Source organism: Rhodopseudomonas palustris (genome assembly GCF_013415845.1).
In the GTDB taxonomy this organism is placed as follows: Bacteria; Pseudomonadota; Alphaproteobacteria; order Rhizobiales; family Xanthobacteraceae; genus Rhodopseudomonas; species Rhodopseudomonas palustris_F.
Window position 1 is genome coordinate 2,312,509 of record NZ_CP058907.1, and the last position, 21,498, is coordinate 2,334,006.

Consider the following 21,498-nt stretch of genomic DNA (forward strand, 5'->3'; position numbering starts at 1 on the left):
CACGAAACGCGAGGCGGAGTTGTGCCTTGCGTTGTGCCAGCCAGCTCCCTGCGTTTTGCAGCGCCCGCCAGCCCCTGTTTGCAAATAACGAGTGTGATCGGATGGTCGGGCTGGCCAGCTATTCGCACGCGCATGCGTCGGCTGACCGTGCGTCGCGCGGCTGGCGTTGCTGCCCGTTTGATGGTGGAGCGCGGGCGGTGAGAATGGCCGAAGTAAAGCAGGGCGATCGGATCGCTGCACCGGTGCATGGCGGGCACGGCAGCCATCATGGGCACGGTGGTCATCGGGGGCATGGTGCCGGCCATCCAATGTCGGTCAAGCCGGCGTCGATCGGCGATTACCTGGTGCGCATCGGCTGCGATCCGCTCACCGAGGCGTTCGGCAAGCGCGCGTTTTCACCGCCGTGGCGCGGCAGCCGACCGGTCGATGATGACAATGCCCAGGCGGTGATCGAACGGGTGTTTGCGACGCCGCGCAGCGAGACGGCGGTAGCATACTTGCACGTGCCGTATTGCCAGAACCATTGTCTGTTCTGCGGCTTCTTCGAAAACGTCTGGCGCCCTGAAGTCGGTCCGGCCTATGTCGACGACCTGATCGCTGAACTCGCCGCGAAGTCGCATACGCCGCTGACCGCGAGTGCACCGATCGATGCGATCTATATCGGCGGCGGCACGCCGTCGGCGCTCGATGCGGATGATCTGGCGCGGCTGATCGCGGCGCTGCACCGCTATCTGCCGCTCAGTGCCGACTGCGAAATCACGCTGGAGGGGCGTTCCTACGGCTTCGATATCGCCAAGGCCAGGAAGTTGGTCGATGCCGGCGTCAATCGGCTGTCGATCGGCGTGCAGAGCTTCTCCACCGAGGTGCGGCGGCGGCTCGGCCGCAAGCGCAGCGGTGAAGAGGTCGCTGCATTTCTCGCTGAGTTGATGGCGCTGGGCCGCGCCTCGGTGGTCTGCGACCTGATCTATGGGCTGCCGGGGCAGAGCGAAGCCGATTGGCGGCGTGATATCGACACCGTCAGCCGCATCGTGCTCGACGGTGTCACGCTGTATGCGCTCAACATGTTTCCCGGCGGGCCAATGGCGCGCGCGGTGGAGAACGGCAAATTGCCGCAGCCGGCGACTCCGGCCGCGCAGGCGCGGCTCTACGCCGAAGGCGTCGAGCGACTGACGGAGAGCGGCTGGCTGCAGGTGTCGCAGTCGCATCTGGTCCGGTCGCTGCGCGAGCGCAACCGCTACAACGCGTCGATCAAGCGCGGCGTCGCTTGTCTGCCGTTCGGCGCCGGGGCCGGTGGGCAGGCGCACGGCCACCGCTGGCGCAACGTCATCGACATCGCGCGCCGCCGCGAAAAGGTGGCGCAGAATCTGGCGCCGATCGAAGGGCTGGCGCTGGTGCCCTCTGATCACGCCGCCCATGCGATGATTGCGGCGGGGCTGGAGACCGGGCGGCTCGATCTGGCCGCGGTCGAAGCGCTGCGGCCGGGCTTTCGTGTCGCGGTCACGCCGCTGCTCGCCAATTGGACCGCGGCCGGATTGGGCGAACTGCGCGGCGATGGATTTTCGCCGAGCCTTGCCGGATCGTTCTGGATCAGCAATCTGACCAGCGGCCTGACGGCGGGACTGACGGCCGCGGCGACAGCGGGAGAGGCGGGATGCGGGTTCTGATTTTCGGCGCGAGCGGCCGCACCGGTCGCCATCTGGTGGAGCAAGGCGTCGCGCGCGGTTGGACGGTGTTCGTCGCTGGCCGCGATCCGGCGCGATTGAACGAACTCGGCGGCATTGCCGGCGTCGCGAGTGTCGATGTGGCGGACACCACTTCGGTGGCGGGGGCGCTGAACGGATTGAAGCCGCAGGCGATCGTCTCGACGATCGGCGGCGCCGGGCCTGACGCGCTGCTGATCGACGAAGTCGGCAACAACGCGATCACCGACGCCGCGGCGGCGTGCGGCGTGCGGCGCGTGCTACAGGTCTCGTCGCTCGCCTGCGGCGACAGCCGCGCCTATGCGTCGGAGCGAATCATCGCCGCGATCGGACCGGTGCTCGACGCCAAGACCCGCGCCGAAGACCATCTGCGCAACGCCGCGCTCGACTGGACGATCGTGCGGCCGGGCGGGCTGACCGACGGCGACCCCACCGGGCAGGGGGCGCTGTACGACGATCCCCGGGTGCACGGCCGGATCGCGCGGGCGGACCTCGCCACGCTCTTGATCGACGCGCTGGCGACGCCGGCCAGCATCGGCTGCGTGCTGTCTGCGGTCGATCGCACGACGCTGCCGGCTGAGCCGGCCGATATCGCTGAATTCGATCTCGCCGCGACGGTGTGAGCACGTGCAGCGTTACTACACGCGGATGACACCGGAATTAGCTGCGCGCACGGACAAGTTATAATTGCTTTAATCAATCGCCAAGTCTGGTTGACCCGGAACTTTGGCTCGGTTACCAAAAATGCAAGCCGTTAGCAGTTGTGCTGACGGCTGATTGCCAGCCAGCCGCCTCGTGCGAGCCCGCCAGCCTGCGTCAACTCACAACACTGGGGCTGTCATGGTGGGGCTTAACTCGCGCGCCTACGCGCTACTGCTTTCCGTATCCGTCGTCGCGCTGACGACCGCGCCGGCTTCGGCGCAAACCGCGACCGGAAGCTCAACGTCCTCCGCTCAGACTCAGGTGAAGCGCGACCGTGCGGCGCGCACCGCGCAGCCGGCGGCGCCTGCCGCCGATCCGCGTAACGCCAATGCGCAGGCGGGCAGTTCGACCCAGTCGCTCGACGCCATCACCGTGGTGGCGACCAAGAACGAGGAGAGGGCGATCGATGCGCTGGCGCCTGCCAGCGCGATCACGCTGCAGCAGATTCAGCAGTTTCCGCCGAGCCGGCTGCAGGATGTGTTCGTCGCCACGCCCGGCGTGTCGTTCCAGGATCGGGGCGACGAGCCGTCGACCTCGATCAACATCCGCGGCCTGCAGGATTTCGGCCGTGTCGCCGTGGTGGTCGACGGCGCGCGGCAGAACTATCAACGTTCCGGTCACGGTGCGCAGGGCTCGTTCTTCCTCGACCCCGAACTGATCGGCGGCATCGACATCGTCCGCGGCCCGAGCGCCAATATCTACGGCTCCGGTGCGATCGGCGGCGTGGTGTCGTTCCGCACCAAGGACATCGACGACGTGGTGCGCGCCGGTGAGCGCTGGGGCGTCGACCTCAGCGGCTCCTACGGCAGCAACAATGCACGTGGGCTCGGTTCCGTGTTTGGCGGCGTGCGGGTCGATCCCAGTGTCGACGTGTTCGGTGGCGCGGTGTACCGCACGCAGGGAAACTACAAGGATGGTGCCGGCACCGAAATCGGCAACACCGGCAATGATCTCGCTGCCGGCTTGATGAAGTTCACGGTGCGCCCGGCGGACGGCCACGAGGTCAAGATCGGCGGCATCTTCCAGGACTTCAACTACGATGTCGGCCAGTTCAATCGCGGCCCCTCTCAGCAGGCCCTGTATCAGGGCTCGTCAGTGTACAGTACCAGCCTGCAGAATTACACCGGCACCCTGAGCTGGAAATATTCGCAGCCTGACGACACCTGGTTCGACTGGAGTGTCAACCTGTACGGCAACCGCACCAACAGCGACCAGACTAAAACCTATCACTATTCGACCAGCGGTTCGGGCTATTGCGGCGCCGGAAATTACGGCAATAACATCTCTGGCTGCATCGGCGACAAGCGCGGCTACAACCTCGACACCATCGGCATCGACGCCAACAACACCTCCCGCTTCGAATACGGCAACTGGAGGACCGCGGTCACCTACGGCGTCGACGTCTTCAACGACAAGGTGACGACCTGGGATTCTCGCGGCAACTCGAACATCACCACCCCGGGCGGCGAGCGCACGGTATCGGGTGGCTTCATCCAGGTGAAGAATAACTACGCGCAATGGCTCGAAGTGATCGGTGCGGCGCGCTACGACCATTATGAGCTGAATTCCAATTCGTCGACCGCCAGCGGCAGCCGGCTGTCGCCGAAGGTGACCCTCGGCCTGACGCCGATCGCCGGCTTCACGCCCTATGTCGCCTACGCCGAAGGCTATCGCGCGCCGTCGATCACCGAAACGCTGATCGCTGGCGCTCACGCCACGGGCGGCGGTCCGGCACTGTTCACCTGCGCCGATGGCACGTCCGGCCTATTCTGCCTGATCCCCAACACCGCGCTGCGGCCGGAGGTCGGCAAGAACAAGGAAGTCGGCATCAACCTGAAATACAACGACGTGTTCATCTCGGGCGACAGCTTCCGCGGCAAAATTAACGCGTTCCGTAACGACGTCGACAACTACATCGAGCTGCTCGGCTCGACTCCCCAGGCGTACAGGACCGTTTTCATGGGCTTCCCGGTGTCGGGTGTCGCCAGCAAGTATTACCAGTACCAGAACATCCCACACGCGCGCATCGAGGGCGTCGAGGTCGAGACCTCGTACGACGCCGGCATGTGGTTCGTCGGTGTCAATGCCGCCGTGATCCGCGGTACCAATCCGGACACTGGCCTTGGCCTGGTCTCGGTGCCGGCCCGCAAGGTTGTCACCACCGGTGGTCTGCGGCTGCTCGACCGGCAGCTGACGATCGCGGCGCAATGGGCATCTTACGCCGCCAACACCAATCTGCCGACCGGCTATTTGCCGGGAACCTCGTACGATCTCGTCAATCTTAATATCGCCTATCGGCCGACCGCGGACGTGACGCTGAATTTCTCGATCGATAACCTGCTCAACAATTACTATCGTCCGTATGCGATCCCTGGATCGTCAAGCGACGGCACCACGCAAAACGACATCTTGTGGACGAGTCCTGGCCCTGGCGTCGTTTACAAGGGAGGGATCAAGGTTCACTTCGGAGGAGCGTGAAGGACTGGCTCCGATTGGGGCCTGACCCTCGCGCCAGAACGACAAGCCAGCAAATAACAAGCCAGCAAGGAGAGAAAATGTTCATCGCGATGAATCGGTTTCAAGTGAAGCGCGGCGCCGAGCAGACGTTCGAGGAGATCTGGGCGACGCGGGAATCCTATCTCAGCGAGATGGACGGTTTCGTCGAGTTTCATCTGCTCAAAGGTCCGCCGGCGGACGATCATACGCTGTACGCGACCCACACCACCTGGGCCGACAAGGCGGCGTTCGAGGCGTGGACGCAGTCGGAGCAGTTTCGCACGTCCCACGCCCGGGCCGGCAACGACACCGGACAGAGCTTGTATCTCGGGCATCCGCGGTTCGAGGGATTTGAAGTGATCCGCAGCGAGCGCAATGCCGCTGCGGCGTGAGACAAGGAGAGAAGTGATGGCGACTGCAGCGGCATCGGTGGTGTCCTCCGAGACCGGAGATCTTCGCGCCTATATGGCGGCCAATCCGGCCGCCGTCATCGAGGAGGTCGCCAAGCAGTGGAACGTGTCGCCGCATGCGGTGATCGCGGCACTGCCGGACGGCATGGCGCGGCTCGGCCCCGGCGACGGCTTCGTCGCGGCGATGAACGACATCGCGACCTGGGGGGAGGTGACGCTGATCGTGCACACCGAGGACGCGATCTTTGAATTCACCGGTGAGGTGCCGCGCGGTGAAATCAGCCGCGGCTATTTCAACCTGATGCAGCCGAAGGGCCTGCACGGCCATCTGCGTCACGATCGTTGCGGCGCGCTGGCGTTCGTCGAGCGTCCGTTCATGGGCAAGGCAAGCGCCTTTGTGGCGTTCCTCAACCGCGACGGTGGCATCATGTTCAAGGTGTTCGTCGGCCGGGACGCCAATCGCGAACTGCGCGCGGATCAGCTCGCCCGGTTCCATGCGCTCGGCAAGCAGTTCAGCGAGGAACACAGTGCGTAAACCCCAAGGCGCCGCGGCAGAGCGGGCGGGCGCAGCGATCGCGGCGGCCACCTTCATTGCCGCGTCGCTGCCGGGGGATGCGTGGGCGGTGGCCGATCTCGCGACGCTGCCGCGCGACCTGTCGCCCTGGGGGATGTTCCTCGGCGCCGATGCGGTGGTGAGGACCGTGATGGTCGGGCTGGCGCTGGCTTCGCTCGCTGCATGGACGGTGTGGCTGGCGAAGTCGATCGAACTGCGCCGCAGTAGTGCGGTGGCGCAGCGTGGTCTCGAAAGGCTGGAGAGCGACGTCACGCTGCAGCAGGCTGCGGCTGAGACCGCCGATCAGCACGATGCGGTGGCGCAGATGATCCAGACCGTCGATCGCGAGGCCAGCCTGTCCGGCGGCGCCCATGACGACGGCTTCCGTGAGCGGGTGGCGCTGCGGCTCGAGCGGGTCGAGGCTGCGGAAGCGCGCCGCGCCGCGATCGGCACGGGTCTGCTCGCGAGCATTGGCGCGGTGGCTCCGTTCGTCGGCCTGTTCGGCACGGTGTGGGGGATCATGAACGCGTTCATCGGCATTTCGAAAGCCAACACCACCAATCTTGCGGTGGTGGCGCCCGGCATTGCCGAGGCGCTGCTCGCCACGGCGCTCGGGCTCGTCGCCGCGATCCCGGCGGTGGTGATCTACAATCATCTGACGCGGCGGGTGACGGCGTATCGAGCGCTGCTCGGCGACGCTTCGACCCAATTGCTGCTGATGATCAGCCGCGAGGCGACGCGGCCGGCGCAGCGTGCCCGCATGGTGAGGTAAGCCGGATGGCCGTCAAGCTTGCAAGCCGCCGCGGCGGCGACGACGACATGGTCGAGGCGCACGAGATCAACGTCACGCCGTTTATCGATGTGATGCTGGTGCTGCTGATCGTGTTCATGGTGGCGGCGCCGCTGGCGACCGTCGACGTCGGCGTCGATCTGCCGGCCAGCACCGCCGCGCCGCAGCCGCGGCCGGAGAAGCCGATCTTCGTCTCGTTGAAGCCAGATCTGTCGCTGGCGCTCGGTGAGGAGATGGTGCCGCGTGAGGCGCTGACTTCGGCGCTCGACAGCGTGACCGGGGGCAACAAGGACGAGCGGATTTTCCTGCGCGCCGACAAGGCGGTGAGCTACGGTGATCTGATGGCGGCGATGAATCTACTGCGCGATGCGGGCTATCTGAAGGTGGCGCTGGTCGGACTCGACGGCCGCGCCGTCCAGCCGTGAACGCCCGCGCGCTGCACGACAGCGGGGCGGCGCAGGGCGCGTCGCGGTGGCTGCTGTCGGCGGCGATCATCGTCGGCGTGCATGCCGCCGCAGTCGCAGCCGCGCTGGCCTACTACACGCAGGTGCCGCCGCCCGGCGAGCCGTTGGCTGCGATCATGATCGATCTGGCGCCGATAACGGCGTCGCCGCAGCCGAGCCCGCTCGATTTGCCGCCGGGACCGGAGATGCAGGAAGCCGAGGCGCCGCAGGCGGAGCCCGAGCCGGTGCAGCACACCGCCGCAGCGCCCGAGATCGCGCCAACGCCCATCCAGCAGGCGGCTGAGGTGCCGTTGCCGCCGGACGCCAAGCCTTCGCCGACACCGGACAAGCCCGAGCCGGTGAAGCTGGAGCAGGCCGAGCCGGTGAAGCCAAAGCCGGAGCGCCCGAAGCCGATCAAGCGGGAGCGCGTCGCCAAGCAGAATCCGTCCGACCGGCCGCCTGCGCCGCGAACCAGCGCGCCGCAACGCGCTGAACGCCGCGCCGCCGATGCGATGGCGGCGCTCGCCGGAGCCCAGGCGGCAGCCGCGATGCTGCCGAGCTATCGCCAGCGCCTGGCGGCGCATCTGCAGCGCTTCAAGCGCTATCCGACGGAGGCCCGCGCCAGCGGCGTGCAGGGCACCGCGACCTTGAGCTTCACCGTCGGCCGCGGCGGGCAGGTGCTGAGTGCAAGGCTCGCGCGCTCGTCCGGTCATCCGGCGCTCGATGCCGAAACGCTGGCGATGGTCAGCCGAGCCCAGCCGCTGCCGCCATTCCCTCCTGAGATCACGCAGGCGTCACTGAATTTCAGCGTGCCGGTTAATTTCTCCGTCAGGTAGTTCGTTGCGGGAGCGCTCCTCGGATCGTCGTGCGCTGCTTTCCCATCCTAAGGTCAGCCGCTCTCTCAGCGTCATGCCCCAGCTCGTTCCGGGCATCCACGGTTTGGGGATTAAGAACGCGAGAAAGATGCGGACGGCCGGGACAAGACCGGCCATGACGAGACTAATAAGCGGCTGACTGCTACGCGTATCCTCACTGTCAGGTGCTTTCGTTGTGAGTACAGCAGGCGGCTGTTCTGATCTCGATCAACAACAGACAAATTCTAATAAATGGTCGCGTTGCTACACGCAGTAGATGACAGTCGCCTGCCTATGCGCCGTGCGCTTGCAGATTGGAACTATTCAGGTTGCCAAGGCCACAAAACTACCGCCGCGGCTCGCGCAAACTATGCATGTAGTTGCGCGCACGGGGCTCGGCGGGAGTCGAGCCACCGATGATCTTGCGAAGTCATGCGGAGTAGACTGATGACGAATTTCGATCCGGAATACGAACCCAAACAGATGGAGACGTCCGAAGTCACCGTTGCGACATCCGAACCGTCCGGCGTGGCGATGCGGGTGTGGGCCCGGCACCGCCTGCGCGAACTGGCGGAAAGCGGCCGCCTCGGCATGGGCTCGGAGCGTGCGCGCCGTCGTGGCTGAACGTGATCGGCGTCGCGCCAACTATGTTCGGTGAGACGCCGTGCGCGGGGGATCGACACGGATCTCTGAAGCGCCATTGGCGCAGCGGCTCGCAGCCGCCTGTGCGGCCATCAGCGAATCGAACGATTGGCGTTCCAACGCGTGGAAGTCGTGGTGCGCGGCGAAGAAGCAGTAGCTGTCTCCTTCGCGGACGAGGATCCCGGCGGTGCGGGCGCGAACTTCGATGACGCAGGCGTCGGACATTGCATGTCACCGGACTTTCCCGGTGCCTTCCTATAGTCTCGAGGGCGCGGCGGTGGAAGGCGGCGCCATCGATCGCGTGGCTGTTCAATCGTGACGCTTCGAAACGCGGTGCCTGCCGAAACGTTCCTAAACTTGCCGGGCGATGCGGCGCTTCATCGCGTCGGGCTCAGAACAGCAGACTCTTCAGGCCCGCAGCGAACAAAACCGCTGCCAGCGCGATCTGCAGCTTTCGTCCCGACAGTTTGCCGGCGGACAATCCGCCGGCGATCACCGCGGGAATGGAACCGACCAGCAGGCTGGCGAGAATGTGCCAATCCACCATGCCGGCGGCCAGGTAACCCGCGCCCGCGACCATCGCGAGCGGGATGGCGTGGGCGAGGTCGGTCGCCACCAGCCGGTGCGGCAGCAGCCGCCGCGGATAGAGATACAGCAGCAGCACGGTGCCGAGCGCGCCGGCGCCGATCGACGTCAGCGCGACCAGCGCGCCAAGCACGGCACCGGCCATGATCGTGAGCGACGTCCGATTCCGGCTCGGCTGCTCGGCATCGGGCGTCGCCGGATTCAAGGCTGCGATCAGCCGCGGCGCGAATACGATGCCAAGTGCAGTGAGGATCACGACCACGCCGATGGTCTTGGTGAGCCAATGCGTGCGCCCGACCGGATCGGATAGGGCGACGATCGCAACGACGAGGCCGGCCGCAGGCAGGCTGCCGGCCCATAGGCGGGTAACGATGCCCCAGTCGATGTGACCTCTGCGATTATGTACGGCGGCACCGATCAGCTTGGTGATCGCCGCGAACCACAGATCGGTGGCGATTGCGACATGCGGGGCGATGCCGAAGATCAGCAGCAGCAGCGGCGTCATCAGCGCGCCGCCGCCAACGCCGGTGAGGCCGACGACGAAGCCAGTGACCGCGCCTGCCAGCGCGTAGTTCGGATCGATCGCGATCCCTTCCAAAATCGTCAGTTCCACGTCTCCTGCGCCGCGGTGAATCGCGCCGGCTCAGTTTTACGCGGTGCGCCTGTGCAGCGGCAACGCGCGAGGCCGGTTCCCTTTGTACGTCGAAGTACATGGTGGTCAGGGGAAGATGGCAGGGAAGGGAGCGTCGGTATTTATACCGGGGTGTTGATATCGACCTAATTTGCTCGGTGCGATCGCGCACGATTGGTTAGTAAGCCTGGAACCACCTGAAGCGATGGCGCTTTCGCTCGTCGACCGGTGCGTGCAAGAGATTTCTCAGACAGGATCACCACGTCGGCCAGCCATCGGCCCGCGGATCCTGCCGTCACCGCCGAGACCTCCCCGGTTGGCGATGACTGGCCCTGGGGCTCCCCCGCCAGCCCCGGGGCCGACCTGTCTTTGAAAAACCAACGCGCTCCAAAGACCACCATGCACAGATCTGTCTCGTCAGTATTTGCAATTGATTTGCAATTGCAAATAAGGCAATCTCTTTCTGTACGGCAAGATTGGTCGGGCAGTGGACCTTACCGTTGCCTGAAACGGCTTTCGCCGAGGGGCATCAATGACGCAGGCTGCCGAGTGAAGGCACGGAGCGAATGGGATTCGGGCACCAGGGCAAACGGCGATGGCGAGCGGGCGGGTAGCAGTCCGGCGAGGGCGGAAGGCTGACGGCTTTGCGGTGCGCCGCGGGCATGCCGCGCGCTCGTTGGCCGCGCTGCTGGCCGGGACCGTGCCGGCCGTCGCCGAGGAGGCGCAGAGCTGGCGTGGCTACGCGCCTTCATGGTTGCCATCACTCTCCCACGCAGTGACCGACAAGCCGGAAACCGTGCCGGGCAGCCATCATGCCGAGGGCGTCGACACCGAGCACATCTTCGGCTTCACCATGGGCTCGGATATCGGCCAGCCTGGCGAAATCGAGATTGAGCTTGAGAACGTCGCCGGCTTCGGCAAGCGCAGCGGCAGCTACGCCACCTTGGCGACGCTCGCCCAGGTCAAATACACGGTGAACGATCGTCTCCGCATCGCGCCGGGGGTTGCGCTTGGCGCGCAGCGCATCGATGCGGTTCCTGGCTATGACGACCGCCGCCATCTGTCGTTCAACGGCGCCGGTTTCGAAGTCCGCTACAAGCTGATCGACCGTGAGGTCGCACCGTTTGGGCTGACGCTGCACGCGCAGCCCGGCTGGAGCCGCGTCGATGAAGGGAGCGGCATGAGGATCGAGCATTACGGTGCCGAGTTTGCCGCGCTGATCGACCGCGAACTGATCAAGGACCGGCTGTTTGCCGCTTTCAACGTCTGGTACGGCACCGGAGCGACACGCGAGCTTTCGACCGGCCTCTGGGGTCACGAGTCGGAATTGCAGCTTCACGGCGCGCTGTCTTATGCCTTCGCCCCTCGGTTCGTCGCCGGCGTCGGGCTGCGTTACCTGCGCGCCTATGATGGCGGCGGGCTCGATCGCTTCGCCGGCGATGCCGTCTTCGTCGGCCCCACCTTTTCCTATGCGATCACGCCGACGCTGGGTGTCTCCGGAACTTGGCAGGTGCAGGTCTCAGGCCAGGCGCTCGACGACAACCGAGCCCTCAACCTCGATCACTTCGAGCGCCATCAGGCGATGCTGCGACTGAACGCGCACTTCTGAACGCAGCCGCGGTCAGCAAGTAGCTTCGGTGGGCTCACCATAATCCGGTCCAACTCCGCAACTAACAGTCACGCTTGAAACGCAGGGGCGTTGGTCGTGCGCAGCATGCGCACATTGTGGATGTCCAGATGCCCGAAGCCGCACCTCCGGCCGCAAGTTCCCCGTCTTTCTCGTCCTCATCACCCGCATCGTCAGCCCAATCTTCTCTGGTCCCCGCATCGCTGCTGTTGTCGCGCGGCGTGGTACGGCTCGAAGTGATGCTGAAGCTGACCACCGCGATCCTGGCGCTGGCCGCGGGCGTTTACACCTATCTCGGCGTGCGCGACCTGCTCAACGGCAGCGCCACCATGGTGTTCTTCGCGGCCTTGATCTATTCGGTCGCGGTGTCGGTCGGTATCTACGCCTTCTGGGTGTTCCTGATGCAGTTCATGCCGCACGTGGTCGATCGCGCCGGCCGCTGGATGATGTTCGGCTGCATGCTGCTCGGCTCGCTGATGATCGTGGCGATGTCGTCGTGGCTCAATGCCTCGGCACTGGCCGGCGCTGCGGCGATCCGGCAGCATCTGGCGATCACTGTCCAGGACTACACCCGCGATCTCGACGCCGCCAACACCAACGCCATCGCGGCGCAGGGGCTGCTGCCGGATATCCAGATTGCCGCGTCTCGCTTCGCCAAGCTTGCGGAAGCCGAGCGCACCGGATCGCTCACCGGCACCTCGGGGTCTGGCACGGTGGTACAGCTGCTGACGCAGATGTCGAGCCAGCTGGACAGCCTCGGCAAGGAGGTCGAAGCCTCCGGCAAACGCGTCTCGACGCTGTTCGAGGAGGGCGGCAAGCACCTCGCCAAGATGCGCGAAATGGTGTCCGACCGCGGCCCGATCGGCGAGCGCAGCGATGGCTTCGCGACTGAGTCGCTTGCGCTGATGGGCGTGATTGCCAATCTGCAGCAGACCTCGGTGGCGCCGGCGGTGAAGCGTGCCGCGACATCGCTGTCGTCGTCGTTCATTGCGCCGGCCGCGAGCAGCCGCAGCGTCGATCTCGCGGATCGGCAAACGACGGTGGTCGGCAAGGTCGAAGGCGCGGTGGCGGCGCAGGCGACGTCGCTTGCGGCGGCGGCCGACGCGATCCTCGACCGGCCGAAGATCGAACCGGCGCGGTTCCAGGCGATGTCCCCGGCCGAAGCCGTGCTGCGCTATGCCGGTGACTTCATTCCGAGCTGGGCCGGTGCGATCTCCATCGACCTGATGCCGGCCGTGCTGGTGTTGATCCTGTGCGTGGTGCACAGCGCCATCCGCCGCGAAGGGCTGCCGGCCTCGCACGCCTCCACCATGACGGCCGCCGAGCTGACGGCAGCATTGAAGATGGCGCGCGAAGTGGAGCAGGCAAGCCGCATGGTGAGCGCGCCCGTCATACCGCTTGCGCCTGACCAGCCGGCACAGCAGCCAGCCGCCGAGCCTGCGGTTGCGACGGACGAGAACGTCACTGCGTTGGCCTCAGCCCGTCACGTGAAGTGACCGCATGGCCATGCTGTCGCAGCGCGTTCACCTCTGGCTCTCCGGCAATCCGGAAGATGCGGTGCTGCGTCTGATATTCCGGCTGCTGATCGTCGGGACTATCGCGGCGCTCGGCTATGATCTTGCCGGTGCGCACAGCGCAAGCGACGACGGCGCAACCCGGGAGACCGCGCCGTTCAGCCTGCCATCGCTACCTGCCGTGCTGTCGCCGTTGCTGCCGGATGGTGACCGCCAGACGCCACTGCCGCAGCCGGGCGGCGCGCTCGGCCAGCCGATGACGTTCGAGCTCGGGAGCGGTGGTCGTCTCCAGGCCAGCGGCACGATTACGCCTGGCAGCGCGGAGGCGTTCGCCAAAGAACTCGCGCGGCACGGCGAATACATCAAAACCGTCGTGCTGAATTCGCCCGGCGGCTCGGTATCTGATGCGCTGGCGATGGGGCGCCTGATCCGCGAGCACAAGCTCGCGACCGAGGTCGAAGCTGGCAAATATTGCGCGTCGTCGTGTCCATTGATGTTGTTCGGTGGCACCGAGCGCCGCGTCGGCGCCAAGGCCGCGGTTGGCGTGCATCAGGTGTTTGCGGTGAAAAGCACCGAGGTCGCGGCGCCGCGCGACCAGATGAGCGACGCGCAGCGCATTTCGGCGCGGTGCCAGCGGTATCTGCGCGATATGGGGATTGATCTCGAAGTCTGGATCCGGGCGATGGAAACGCCCAAAGATCGCCTGTTCGTGTTCAAGCCCGAGGAATTGACGCGGTACGGCATCGTCACTGCGACGCCTGCGCTGGCGAAACCCTAGGCTCCTCGCAGCCGCGCTGCGACATTTTGGCGGAATTCAGGACTGCGCTCAGTGCCTTAAATAGCTTGGCTGGGCTGCAATTCGTTCGGCGGGCCGGGTTCCCGCAACTTTTGCAAAAGGCTGGGGTTATCCGCTTCATCAGGTTCAAAGGATGAGCTCCATGACGAAAACTGCTTTGGTTCTTGGTACTGTTGCGACGCTTGCTGTCGCCTCCGTTGCTGCGCCGGCTCCGGCCGAAGCCCGGAACGGCATCGGTCCGTTCATCGGCGGTCTGGCCGCCGGCGCGCTGATCGCGGGCGTGGCGTCGAATGCCTATGCTTACGGGCCGGGCTACGGCTATTACGGTGGCGGTCCTTACTATGGCGGCGGACCTTACTACGGCTACGCCCCGCGCTATGTCGGCTACTACGGTGGTCCCGCCTACTACGGCGGTGGCTACGGGTGGGGCGGCCCGCGTTACTATCGCCCGCGGCCGGTCTATTATGGCTATCGTTCGTACTATCGGCCTTACCGCGGTGGCTACTACGGTGCGCCAGTCATTCGTGCCGGATACGGTCCGGGGTGGGGTGGCCATCGCCACTGGCACCACCACCGTCATTGGTAATCATGCGATCGGGCGGGGCTGCAACTGCGCCCCCGCCCGATCAATCAATCGGGTCAAATTTACGGGTAAAGTTTAGACCGGCGCTGTGTCGGAGGCGCCTTGCAGCGCTTGGGTCAGCGCCGCCCGCATCTCGTCGAGGGTGTAAGGCTTCTGCAGCAATGCAAAGCCCTCGCTGAGCGCTGACGCCGAGCGGTCGCTGTAGCCTGAGGCGAGTACCACCGGGGTTTCCGGATGATGCTCGCGGATCAGGCGAGCCAGTTCGAGCCCGCTCATGCCGGGCATGACGATGTCGCTGAACACCAGATCGATGTCTTTCCGGCGATTGAGCACTTCGACCGCTGCCTCGGCGCAGTTCGCTGGCACCACGGTGAAGCCGCATTGCCCCGCATAGTCGGCCGCGACCGATGCGACATCGGGATGATCTTCCACCAGCAACAGCGTCTTTGGCTTTCCGGATTGCGGCGCGGCCAGCTCCGCCGTGGGCTCGTCTAGGCCGAGCGCTTCGGCCGAGAGCGGCAGGAACAAATCAAACCGCGTGCCGCGGCCTAGGTCGCTGTCGACGGTAATCGCGCCGCTCGATTGCTGCACGAAGCCGTAGATCTGGCTGAGGCCGAGACCAGTGCCGCGGTCGACCGGCTTGGTGGTGAAGAACGGCTCGAAAATCCGCTCGCGAATGTCGTCCGGGATGCCGACACCGGTGTCGGCAAACGACAGAATGGCGTAGGTGCCGGTGAGCTTGCGGGGACCGAAGTTCTTCAGCGTTTCGGTGCGGATCGAGATGGTGATCCGGCCGCCGTCGGGCATCGCATCGCGTGCGTTGAGCGCAAGGTTGAGCAGCGCGATCTCGAACTCGTTGGGATCGATCATCACCACCACCGGCTCGGCCGGCGGGTCGATCATGATGCCGATGTCGCTGCGCACCGATTGCCTCAGCACGTCGGCGAACTTCGTCACGGCGTCGCCGAGGTCGACCGCTTTGGCCGCGACGTTGTGCCGGCGCGAGAACGACAGCAATTGCCGGGTCAGCGCCGTACCCTTTGCGACGGCGGAGTCGATCATGTCGAAGCTGCGGATGTCCTGCAGGTCGCTGTGCCGGCGGCGCAGCCTCTGCACCGAGCCGCCGACGACCATCAGCAGGTTGTTGAAGTCATGCGCGACGCCGCCGGTGAGGCGGCCGAGCGACTCCAGCCGCTGCGACTGCTTCAGCGCATTCTCGGCGATGTGGCGGCGGTCGGCTTCTTCGTAGAGCTTTTGCGTCCGCCTTATCGCCAGCAGCACGATCGCGATCAGCGCGGCAGTGGCGGGCAGGCCGACCAGCAGATAGGCGCCCATCTGCGCCTGCCATGTCGCGCGGATCGCGCTCGTCTCCAGGCCGGCGAACACATAGACCGGCAGACTGGGCAGCTTGCGAAATGCGACGCGGCGTTCGACGCCGTCGAGCGACGACACCGTGGTCATCCGGCCCTCGCTGTGGCCTTCGCGGATCGCCTGGCCGACGATGCCGTCCGGCTTTACGGCGGTGTCGGTGCCGTCGATCTCGGGCATCCGGGCGAGGATCGCGCCGTCCTCGCGGACCAGCGAAGCGAAGCTGCCATCCTCACGGCCGACCTTGGCGTAGAAACCCTCGAAATAGTCCGGCAGAACGGATGTCTGGATCACTCCGGCGAAACTGCCGTCCGACGCATCGCGACGTCGGCTCACACTGAAGAACGGAGCGCCATCGAATGGCGGACGCGGCTGCAGCACCCGGCCGACATAGAGCCCGGTGTTCTTGCCGAGATGGATCCGGAAATAATCGCGATCGGACAGGTCGGGCGTCGGCGACGGGAACTGCATCGTGTTGACCAGCGGTCGCCCGGTCTTGTCGAAGATCCACATCGACTTGATCTGCTCGGACCCGCCGACCAGCCGCTTCAGTCGCTCATGCAGGGCCGGTTCGTTCGCACGGATCTCATCGTCCGACATGCCGCGCACGATTTCGGCGGTCTCCGCGATCGAGCGCTGCACCGACTCGAAGATCTTCAGTGCGTGCTCGGTGATGATGTCGCGGGTCTTGTCGATCTGGCGATCGGCGTTGGCTTCGTTGGTGCGATACGCCAGCCACGAGGCATAGCTGAACAGCGCGATCGGCAGCACCACGGATGCGACCAGGATTGCGCGGAGCAACCGCAGCGAATCACGTTGGGCGGTCAGCATGAGCGTTGGAAGTCCGAAGCGGCCATGTATCCTCGATTATGCACCTTTCGGGACCAAGGAAAACTGCCGCAATCAAGGGCCGCCGAGGCGTGGCGGGAACTCCCAGGATCCCCGCCGATCGGCCATCTATCGCCCCGCCGCAGGTTGAAGTAAACAGCGGAACTATCGATGATTTGCCCGGCGGCCCCCGCCGCCTCGCGGGAAGACAAAGGGACCGTTCATGCGCGCTTTGACTCTCGGCCTGTCGTTGCTGCTGATCGCCGGCGCCGGACGTGCGCTCGCTGCCGATGCGGAGAACGGTGAAGCGTTGGCCAAGCGCTGGTGCACCGGCTGCCACGTCGTGTCCGACCAGCAGCGCAAGGGCACCGACATGGCGCCGTCGTTCGCCGCGATCGCGTCGCAGGCCAACTTCAACGAAGAGAAGCTGGCCTTCTTCCTGCTTGAGCCGCACCCGAAGATGTCCAACATGGCGCTGAGCCGCGACGAGACCAAGGATCTGGCCGCCTATATCGCGCAGCAGAAGCACCACCACTGATCTGCCGTTCGCCGCGCGAAGCGGTCAGCGCCTCGACGCAAGGCGGTTCCGGGCTTTCGCGGCATCCTCGCCGTCGGCTTGAGCTGACCGCGGGTGCGAGGATTGACCAACTCACCATTCTACAATGCGGACCACATCGGGTTTCGCGACGTGATCCGGCGTTTCGTCCAGAATGAAATCGAACCGTTCGCCACCGAGTGGGACGAAGCCGGTGGCTTCCCGCGCGAACTGTATGAGAAGGCCGCGGCGATCGGGCTGCTCGGCCTCGGCTTTCCGGAAGAATACGGCGGTACGCCGTGCGATCAGTTCATGTGGATCGTCGCCACCCAGGAACTGGCGCGGGCGGCGGCCGGCGGCGTCAGCGCCAGCCTCAACAGCCATTCGATCGGCGCGCCGCCGATTGCGCGCGCCGGCTCTCCTGAGCTGAAGGCGCGGGTACTACCGGAGATTCTGTCCGGCAAGAAGATCTCGGCGCTGGCAATCACCGAACCGTCCGGCGGCTCCGACGTCGCCAACCTGCGCACCCGCGCAGTGCGCGACGGCGATCACTACGTCGTCAACGGTGAGAAGACCTTCATCACCTCCGGCATGCGCGCCGATTACATCACCACCGCAGTGCGCACCGGCGGCGAGGGGCCGGGCGGTGTCAGCCTCCTCTTGATCCCCGGCGATACGCCCGGACTGACGCGGACGCCGCTGAAAAAGATGGGGTGGTGGGCGTCCGACACCGCGACGCTGCACTTCGACAATTGCCGCGTGCCGGCCGGCAATCTGCTCGGCACCGAGGGCGCCGGCTTCATGATTATCATGATGAACTTCAACAGCGAGCGGCTGACGATGGCGGCGGGCTGCATCGCCGCCTCAAAGGTCTGTCTCGACGAGGCGACGGAATACGCGAGGCAGCGTTTCACCTTCGGCAAGCCGCTGGTGAAGCATCAGGTGATCCGCCACAAGCTGGTCGACATGGCGCAGAAGATCGCCGCCTCGCAGGCGATGCTCGAACTGCTCGCTTGGCGCGTCGATCAGGGCGAAAGCCCGATCGCCGAGATCTGCATGCTGAAGAACCAGGCGACGCAGACGATGGCGTTCTGCGCCTCCGAAGCCGTGCAGATCTTCGGCGGCGCCGGCTACATGCGCGGCGTCAAGGTCGAGCGGATCTATCGCGACGTCAAAGTCAACGCCATCGGCGGCGGCACCGAGGAAATCATGAAGGACCTCGCCAGCCGGCAGATGGGGCTTTAGCCTCACACCGTCATTCCGGGGCGCGCGCAGCGCGAACCCGGAATCCCGAGGTGACAATGACGAAAGATAACAACAAGCCGAGATTCCGGGGTCGCCCGCCTGCGGCGTGCGCCCCAGAATGACGAGGGGAAGAAACCAGATGCTGTTCACTGCCGACCATGACGAACCGCGCCGCATTCTGCAGAAGTTCATTCAGAGCGATATCAATCCCCACGTCGACGAGTGGGAGAACTCCGGCATCTTTCCGGCGCACGAACTGTTCAAGAAACTCGGCGATCTCGGTTTCCTTGGGCTCAACAAGCCGGTTGAATATGGCGGGCAGGGGCTCGATTACTCCTACGCGCTGATGATGGCGGAGGAGCTCGGCGCGATCAATTGCGGCGGCGTGCCGATGGCGATCGGCGTCCAGACCGACATGGCGACGCCGGCGCTGGCGCGGTTCGGCTCCGATGAACTGCGCAAAGAATTTCTGGCACCTTCGATCGCCGGCGACTACGTCGCCTGTATCGGCGTGTCGGAGCCGGGCGCCGGCTCGGACGTCGCCGGAATCAAGACCACGGCGAAATCCGACGGCGACGACTACGTGATCTCCGGCGGCAAGATGTGGATCACCAGCGGCACCCAGGCCGACTGGATCTGCCTCCTGTGCAACACCGGCGAGGGCCCGGTGCATCGCAACAAGTCGCTGATCTGCGTGCCGATGAAAACCAAGGGCGTGACGATCGCGCGCAAGCTCGACAAACTTGGGATGCGCTCGTCTGACACCGCGCAGATTTACTTCGACGAGGTGCGGGTGCCGAAGCGCAACCGGATCGGCGAGGAGGGCAAGGGCTTCACCTATCAGATGGTGCAGTTCCAGGAGGAACGGCTGTGGGGCGCGGCGGCGTGCCTCAAGGCGCACGAGAAGACGATCCAGAACACCATCGAGTACACCCGCGGCCGCAAGGCGTTCGGCAAGCCTCTGCTCGACAACCAGGTGATCCACTTCCGGCTCGCCGAGCTGCAGACGGAGGTCGAGCTGCTGCGCTCCCTGGTGTACCGCGCCGCCGAGGCGCTGGTTGCCGGCGAGGACGTTACCCAGCTTGCCACCATGGCCAAGCTGAAGGCCGGCCGGCTCGGCCGCGAGATTCCCGACGCCTGCCTGCAGTTCTGGGGCGGCATGGGCTTCATGAACGAGACCCTGGTGAGCCGCTCCTACCGTGACAGCCGCCTGACCGCGATCGGCGGCGGCGCCGACGAGGTGATGCTCGGCATTCTGTGCAAGATGAACGGCACGCTGCCGGGGAAGGCGTGAGCGTGTGATCGCAGCCGCGGCTCACTTCTCACCGCGCGCGGGGAGAGGTCGGATTGCGCAGCAATCCGGGTGAGGGGGCGGCTCCGCGAGGCCGAGATTCAGTGCTCGCGGCGCCCCTCACCCCAGCCCTCTCCCCGCAAAGGGCGGGGCGAGGGAGCGCGCTGCGGCTGGGAAGACGGCCGTGCTATCAGAATGCGAAGCGAGTTGTCAGAAGACGATTCTGAAAGGGAGCAAACACCCATGATCACGCTGTATCACTGCCATGGCGCGCGGTCGTTTCGGCCGTTGTGGATGCTGGAGGAGATGGGGCTCGACTACGAGCTGAAGATGCTGCCGTTTCCGCCGCGGGTATTTGCCAAGGAGTATCTGGCGATCAATCCGCTCGGCACCATCCCGTTCATGATCGACGGCGACACCAAGATGACCGAGTCCTCCGGTATTTGTCAGTATCTCGGCACGCGCCACGGTCCGACGCCGCTGGTGGTCGGTGTCGATGATCCGGCCTACGGCGCGTACCTCAACTGGATGTTCTTCTCCGACGCGACGCTGACCTTCCCGCAGACGCTGGTGCTGCGCTACGGCACGCTGGAGCCGAACGAGCGGCGCCAGCCGCAGGTGGTCGAGGACTATGCCAAATGGTTCCTGGGCCGGCTGCGCGCGGTCGAGGCTGCGGCGGAACAGGGCGACTACCTCTGCGCCGGCCGGTTTACCGCCGCCGACGTGGTCAACGGCTACGCCCTGCGGCTGGCCAGCAATCTCGGCCTGGCCAAGGATTTCGGCCCGAACGTCACCACCTATTGGGCCCGTCTGCAGCAGCGCGACGGCTATCAGCGGGCGCTGGAGGCCGAAACTCGCGCAGGCGAGGCCCAGCAGGTGCCGAAACGGGCCTGAAATCAGCTCCTTAAGCTTCGGCGCAGGTTTTCGAGCCGGAGCGGAATTCCGCGTCATCTCGCCCGGTGACAACGTCCCGGGTTGCTGTATTGTCCTCGGTGCTCCGCGAAGAGGGCACCGCAGAACCGTGCGGCAACGGGCGACAACCCGCCCCGGGAGGAACGATGACGAACGACGCCTGTCCGGATTCCGGACATCTGATGCTGATCAGCCCGGAACGGGTGTTCTATGCCGGCCTGCTGGGCCGCCCGCGACGCCGCACCAGCGGCGGTTACGCGATCTACGTTTCGATGCAGGGCACCTTGCGGGTGACGATCGAAGGCCGGCCCGAACAGGTCGGCGCGGTGGCGTTCGTGCCGCCTTATCTGCCGCACAATGTCGAATCGGATTCGCGCTGCATCATCAGCTTGGTGATCGAGCCCGAGACCGTACTGCCAGGTCCGATGGCGGCGCTCGGCGCGCGGATCGGCGGAGCGGGCGCGATGGCGCTGGCGAGCCGGATCCGGCAGGCCTATGGGGCGCTGGTCGCCGTCGGCCGCCGTGATGGCTTCACCACCACCGAGTTCGACAATCTGTTCTTCGGCGAGCCGCTGCCAGCCCGCGCGATCGACCGCCGTGTCGCCCGCGCGATCGCCCGCCTCAACGACGTCGGCACCGACACCGTCACCGCCGAGGACTGTGCCAGTTCCGCCAACCTGTCGCAGTCGCGCTTCCTGCATCTATTCAAGGATGAGACTGGCGTGTCGTTCCGCGCTTTCCGCGCCTGGAAGCGGGCGAGGCATCTGCTGCACTTCGTCAACTCCGACATCAACCTCGCGCATCTGGCGCAGGACATCGGCTATCCGGACTCGACGCACTTCAGCCATTCGATCCGGCGCTTCTACGGCCTGCAGCCGCGCGCGATCTTCTCCGGATCGCGCGATCTGGCGATCTGGCGCAGCGATCCGCACGGCATGCGCGTCGCCGAACTGCGGCACGGCCGCACCTGATCCTCGCACTCAGCGCGTCGGC

Annotated in this window: 21 protein-coding genes; 18 read left to right on the top strand and 3 right to left on the bottom strand. The window is 65.5% G+C overall.

Annotated features, from left to right (window positions below; genetic code table 11):
* Positions 1–203 precede the first annotated feature (203 nt).
* The 9 genes from hutW (at position 204) to HZF03_RS10635 (ending at position 8,572) form a co-directional block, all read left to right on the top strand.
* Positions 204–1,664 carry a heme anaerobic degradation radical SAM methyltransferase ChuW/HutW gene (hutW, locus tag HZF03_RS10595; RefSeq protein ID WP_119018811.1) on the top strand — a complete coding sequence of 487 codons (1,461 nt, stop codon included), beginning with the start codon at positions 204–206 and terminating at the stop codon, positions 1,662–1,664.
* Positions 1,652–2,323, top strand: a complete 672-nt coding sequence (locus tag HZF03_RS10600) for an SDR family oxidoreductase (protein ID WP_119018810.1) — start codon at positions 1,652–1,654, stop codon at positions 2,321–2,323. Before hutW ends, HZF03_RS10600 begins: the two co-directional genes overlap by 13 nt.
* Positions 2,324–2,540: 217 nt before the next feature.
* The gene (locus HZF03_RS10605) at positions 2,541–4,880 is read left to right on the top strand and encodes a TonB-dependent hemoglobin/transferrin/lactoferrin family receptor (RefSeq protein WP_119018809.1); all 2,340 of its coding nucleotides are present in this window, start codon (positions 2,541–2,543) and stop codon (positions 4,878–4,880) included.
* Positions 4,881–4,957: 77 nt separating this feature from the next.
* Positions 4,958–5,290: a heme-degrading protein HmuQ gene (hmuQ, locus tag HZF03_RS10610; RefSeq protein ID WP_011157680.1), complete on the top strand. Its 333-nt coding sequence runs from the start codon at positions 4,958–4,960 to the stop codon at positions 5,288–5,290.
* 16 nt (positions 5,291–5,306) lie between these two features.
* On the top strand, positions 5,307–5,843 hold the full coding sequence (gene hutX, locus HZF03_RS10615; protein ID WP_119018808.1) for a heme utilization cystosolic carrier protein HutX: 537 nt from the start codon (positions 5,307–5,309) through the stop codon (positions 5,841–5,843).
* Complete coding sequence (exbB, locus tag HZF03_RS10620) at positions 5,836–6,633, top strand: tonB-system energizer ExbB (RefSeq protein WP_119018807.1); 798 nt, start codon at positions 5,836–5,838, stop codon at positions 6,631–6,633. The genes hutX and exbB overlap by 8 nt, the downstream gene beginning before the upstream one ends.
* Before the next feature lie 5 nt (positions 6,634–6,638).
* Positions 6,639–7,076 carry a TonB system transport protein ExbD gene (exbD, locus tag HZF03_RS10625; RefSeq protein ID WP_012495689.1) on the top strand — a complete coding sequence of 146 codons (438 nt, stop codon included), beginning with the start codon at positions 6,639–6,641 and terminating at the stop codon, positions 7,074–7,076.
* Positions 7,073–7,930 (top strand): energy transducer TonB family protein, encoded by an 858-nt coding sequence (locus tag HZF03_RS10630; protein WP_179906299.1) that lies wholly within the window; start codon positions 7,073–7,075, stop codon positions 7,928–7,930. Before exbD ends, HZF03_RS10630 begins: the two co-directional genes overlap by 4 nt.
* 465 nt (positions 7,931–8,395) lie before the next feature.
* Positions 8,396–8,572: a hypothetical protein gene (locus HZF03_RS10635; protein WP_165858139.1), complete on the top strand. Its 177-nt coding sequence runs from the start codon at positions 8,396–8,398 to the stop codon at positions 8,570–8,572.
* Between the two features lie 21 nt (positions 8,573–8,593).
* On the opposite strand, the gene HZF03_RS10640 is transcribed toward HZF03_RS10635, so the two are convergent.
* Positions 8,594–8,815 (bottom strand): hypothetical protein, encoded by a 222-nt coding sequence (locus HZF03_RS10640; RefSeq protein ID WP_012495691.1) that lies wholly within the window; start codon positions 8,813–8,815, stop codon positions 8,594–8,596.
* A 166-nt stretch (positions 8,816–8,981) separates the two neighbouring features.
* The gene (locus tag HZF03_RS10645) at positions 8,982–9,788 is read right to left on the bottom strand and encodes a sulfite exporter TauE/SafE family protein (protein WP_119018806.1); all 807 of its coding nucleotides are present in this window, start codon (positions 9,786–9,788) and stop codon (positions 8,982–8,984) included.
* Positions 9,789–10,401: 613 nt separating this feature from the next.
* Here HZF03_RS10645 and HZF03_RS10650 point away from each other — a divergent pair.
* From HZF03_RS10650 to HZF03_RS10665, 4 genes are all read left to right on the top strand, one after another.
* Positions 10,402–11,415, top strand: coding sequence for a transporter (locus HZF03_RS10650; protein WP_119018805.1), 1,014 nt, complete (start codon positions 10,402–10,404; stop codon positions 11,413–11,415).
* Between the two features lie 128 nt (positions 11,416–11,543).
* Positions 11,544–12,929: a hypothetical protein gene (locus tag HZF03_RS10655; RefSeq protein ID WP_119018804.1), complete on the top strand. Its 1,386-nt coding sequence runs from the start codon at positions 11,544–11,546 to the stop codon at positions 12,927–12,929.
* Positions 12,930–12,933: 4 nt separating this feature from the next.
* Positions 12,934–13,725: a COG3904 family protein gene (locus tag HZF03_RS10660; protein ID WP_119018803.1), complete on the top strand. Its 792-nt coding sequence runs from the start codon at positions 12,934–12,936 to the stop codon at positions 13,723–13,725.
* A gap of 160 nt (positions 13,726–13,885) precedes the next feature.
* Entirely contained in the window at positions 13,886–14,329 is a 444-nt protein-coding gene (locus tag HZF03_RS10665) for a hypothetical protein (RefSeq protein ID WP_011157689.1), read from the top strand.
* A gap of 72 nt (positions 14,330–14,401) precedes the next feature.
* Here the strand turns inward: HZF03_RS10665 and HZF03_RS10670 are convergent, their stop codons facing one another.
* The gene (locus HZF03_RS10670) at positions 14,402–16,525 is read right to left on the bottom strand and encodes a hybrid sensor histidine kinase/response regulator (protein WP_119018802.1); all 2,124 of its coding nucleotides are present in this window, start codon (positions 16,523–16,525) and stop codon (positions 14,402–14,404) included.
* A 220-nt stretch (positions 16,526–16,745) separates the two neighbouring features.
* Between HZF03_RS10670 and HZF03_RS10675 the strand changes: the two genes are divergently transcribed.
* The 5 genes from HZF03_RS10675 to HZF03_RS10695 all read left to right on the top strand — a co-directional run bounded on the left by HZF03_RS10675 (position 16,746) and on the right by HZF03_RS10695 (position 21,476).
* Positions 16,746–17,060, top strand: coding sequence for a c-type cytochrome (locus HZF03_RS10675; RefSeq protein ID WP_104512477.1), 315 nt, complete (start codon positions 16,746–16,748; stop codon positions 17,058–17,060).
* Between the two features lie 102 nt (positions 17,061–17,162).
* Positions 17,163–18,302: an acyl-CoA dehydrogenase family protein gene (locus HZF03_RS10680; RefSeq protein WP_119018801.1), complete on the top strand. Its 1,140-nt coding sequence runs from the start codon at positions 17,163–17,165 to the stop codon at positions 18,300–18,302.
* Between the two features lie 139 nt (positions 18,303–18,441).
* Positions 18,442–19,596, top strand: a complete 1,155-nt coding sequence (locus tag HZF03_RS10685) for an acyl-CoA dehydrogenase family protein (RefSeq protein ID WP_119018800.1) — start codon at positions 18,442–18,444, stop codon at positions 19,594–19,596.
* Positions 19,597–19,836: 240 nt separating this feature from the next.
* On the top strand, positions 19,837–20,487 hold the full coding sequence (locus HZF03_RS10690) for a glutathione S-transferase family protein (protein WP_119018799.1): 651 nt from the start codon (positions 19,837–19,839) through the stop codon (positions 20,485–20,487).
* 164 nt (positions 20,488–20,651) lie between these two features.
* Positions 20,652–21,476 carry a helix-turn-helix transcriptional regulator gene (locus HZF03_RS10695; RefSeq protein WP_119018798.1) on the top strand — a complete coding sequence of 275 codons (825 nt, stop codon included), beginning with the start codon at positions 20,652–20,654 and terminating at the stop codon, positions 21,474–21,476.
* Positions 21,477–21,498: the final 22 nt, after the last annotated feature.

Coding starts and splice junctions, on each gene's coding strand:
- HZF03_RS10665 (WP_011157689.1), top strand. CDS start 13,886: ATGACGAAAACTGCTTTGGTTCTTGGTACTGTTGCGACGCTTGCTGTC.
- hutX (WP_119018808.1), top strand. CDS start 5,307: ATGGCGACTGCAGCGGCATCGGTGGTGTCCTCCGAGACCGGAGATCTT.
- HZF03_RS10660 (WP_119018803.1), top strand. CDS start 12,934: ATGGCCATGCTGTCGCAGCGCGTTCACCTCTGGCTCTCCGGCAATCCG.
- HZF03_RS10675 (WP_104512477.1), top strand. CDS start 16,746: ATGCGCGCTTTGACTCTCGGCCTGTCGTTGCTGCTGATCGCCGGCGCC.
- HZF03_RS10685 (WP_119018800.1), top strand. CDS start 18,442: ATGCTGTTCACTGCCGACCATGACGAACCGCGCCGCATTCTGCAGAAG.
- HZF03_RS10605 (WP_119018809.1), top strand. CDS start 2,541: ATGGTGGGGCTTAACTCGCGCGCCTACGCGCTACTGCTTTCCGTATCC.
- HZF03_RS10640 (WP_012495691.1), bottom strand. CDS start 8,815: ATGTCCGACGCCTGCGTCATCGAAGTTCGCGCCCGCACCGCCGGGATC.
- hutW (WP_119018811.1), top strand. CDS start 204: ATGGCCGAAGTAAAGCAGGGCGATCGGATCGCTGCACCGGTGCATGGC.
- HZF03_RS10600 (WP_119018810.1), top strand. CDS start 1,652: ATGCGGGTTCTGATTTTCGGCGCGAGCGGCCGCACCGGTCGCCATCTG.
- HZF03_RS10695 (WP_119018798.1), top strand. CDS start 20,652: ATGACGAACGACGCCTGTCCGGATTCCGGACATCTGATGCTGATCAGC.
- HZF03_RS10655 (WP_119018804.1), top strand. CDS start 11,544: ATGCCCGAAGCCGCACCTCCGGCCGCAAGTTCCCCGTCTTTCTCGTCC.
- exbD (WP_012495689.1), top strand. CDS start 6,639: ATGGCCGTCAAGCTTGCAAGCCGCCGCGGCGGCGACGACGACATGGTC.
- HZF03_RS10650 (WP_119018805.1), top strand. CDS start 10,402: ATGGCGAGCGGGCGGGTAGCAGTCCGGCGAGGGCGGAAGGCTGACGGC.
- HZF03_RS10670 (WP_119018802.1), bottom strand. CDS start 16,525: ATGCTGACCGCCCAACGTGATTCGCTGCGGTTGCTCCGCGCAATCCTG.
- HZF03_RS10690 (WP_119018799.1), top strand. CDS start 19,837: ATGATCACGCTGTATCACTGCCATGGCGCGCGGTCGTTTCGGCCGTTG.
- hmuQ (WP_011157680.1), top strand. CDS start 4,958: ATGTTCATCGCGATGAATCGGTTTCAAGTGAAGCGCGGCGCCGAGCAG.
- HZF03_RS10635 (WP_165858139.1), top strand. CDS start 8,396: ATGACGAATTTCGATCCGGAATACGAACCCAAACAGATGGAGACGTCC.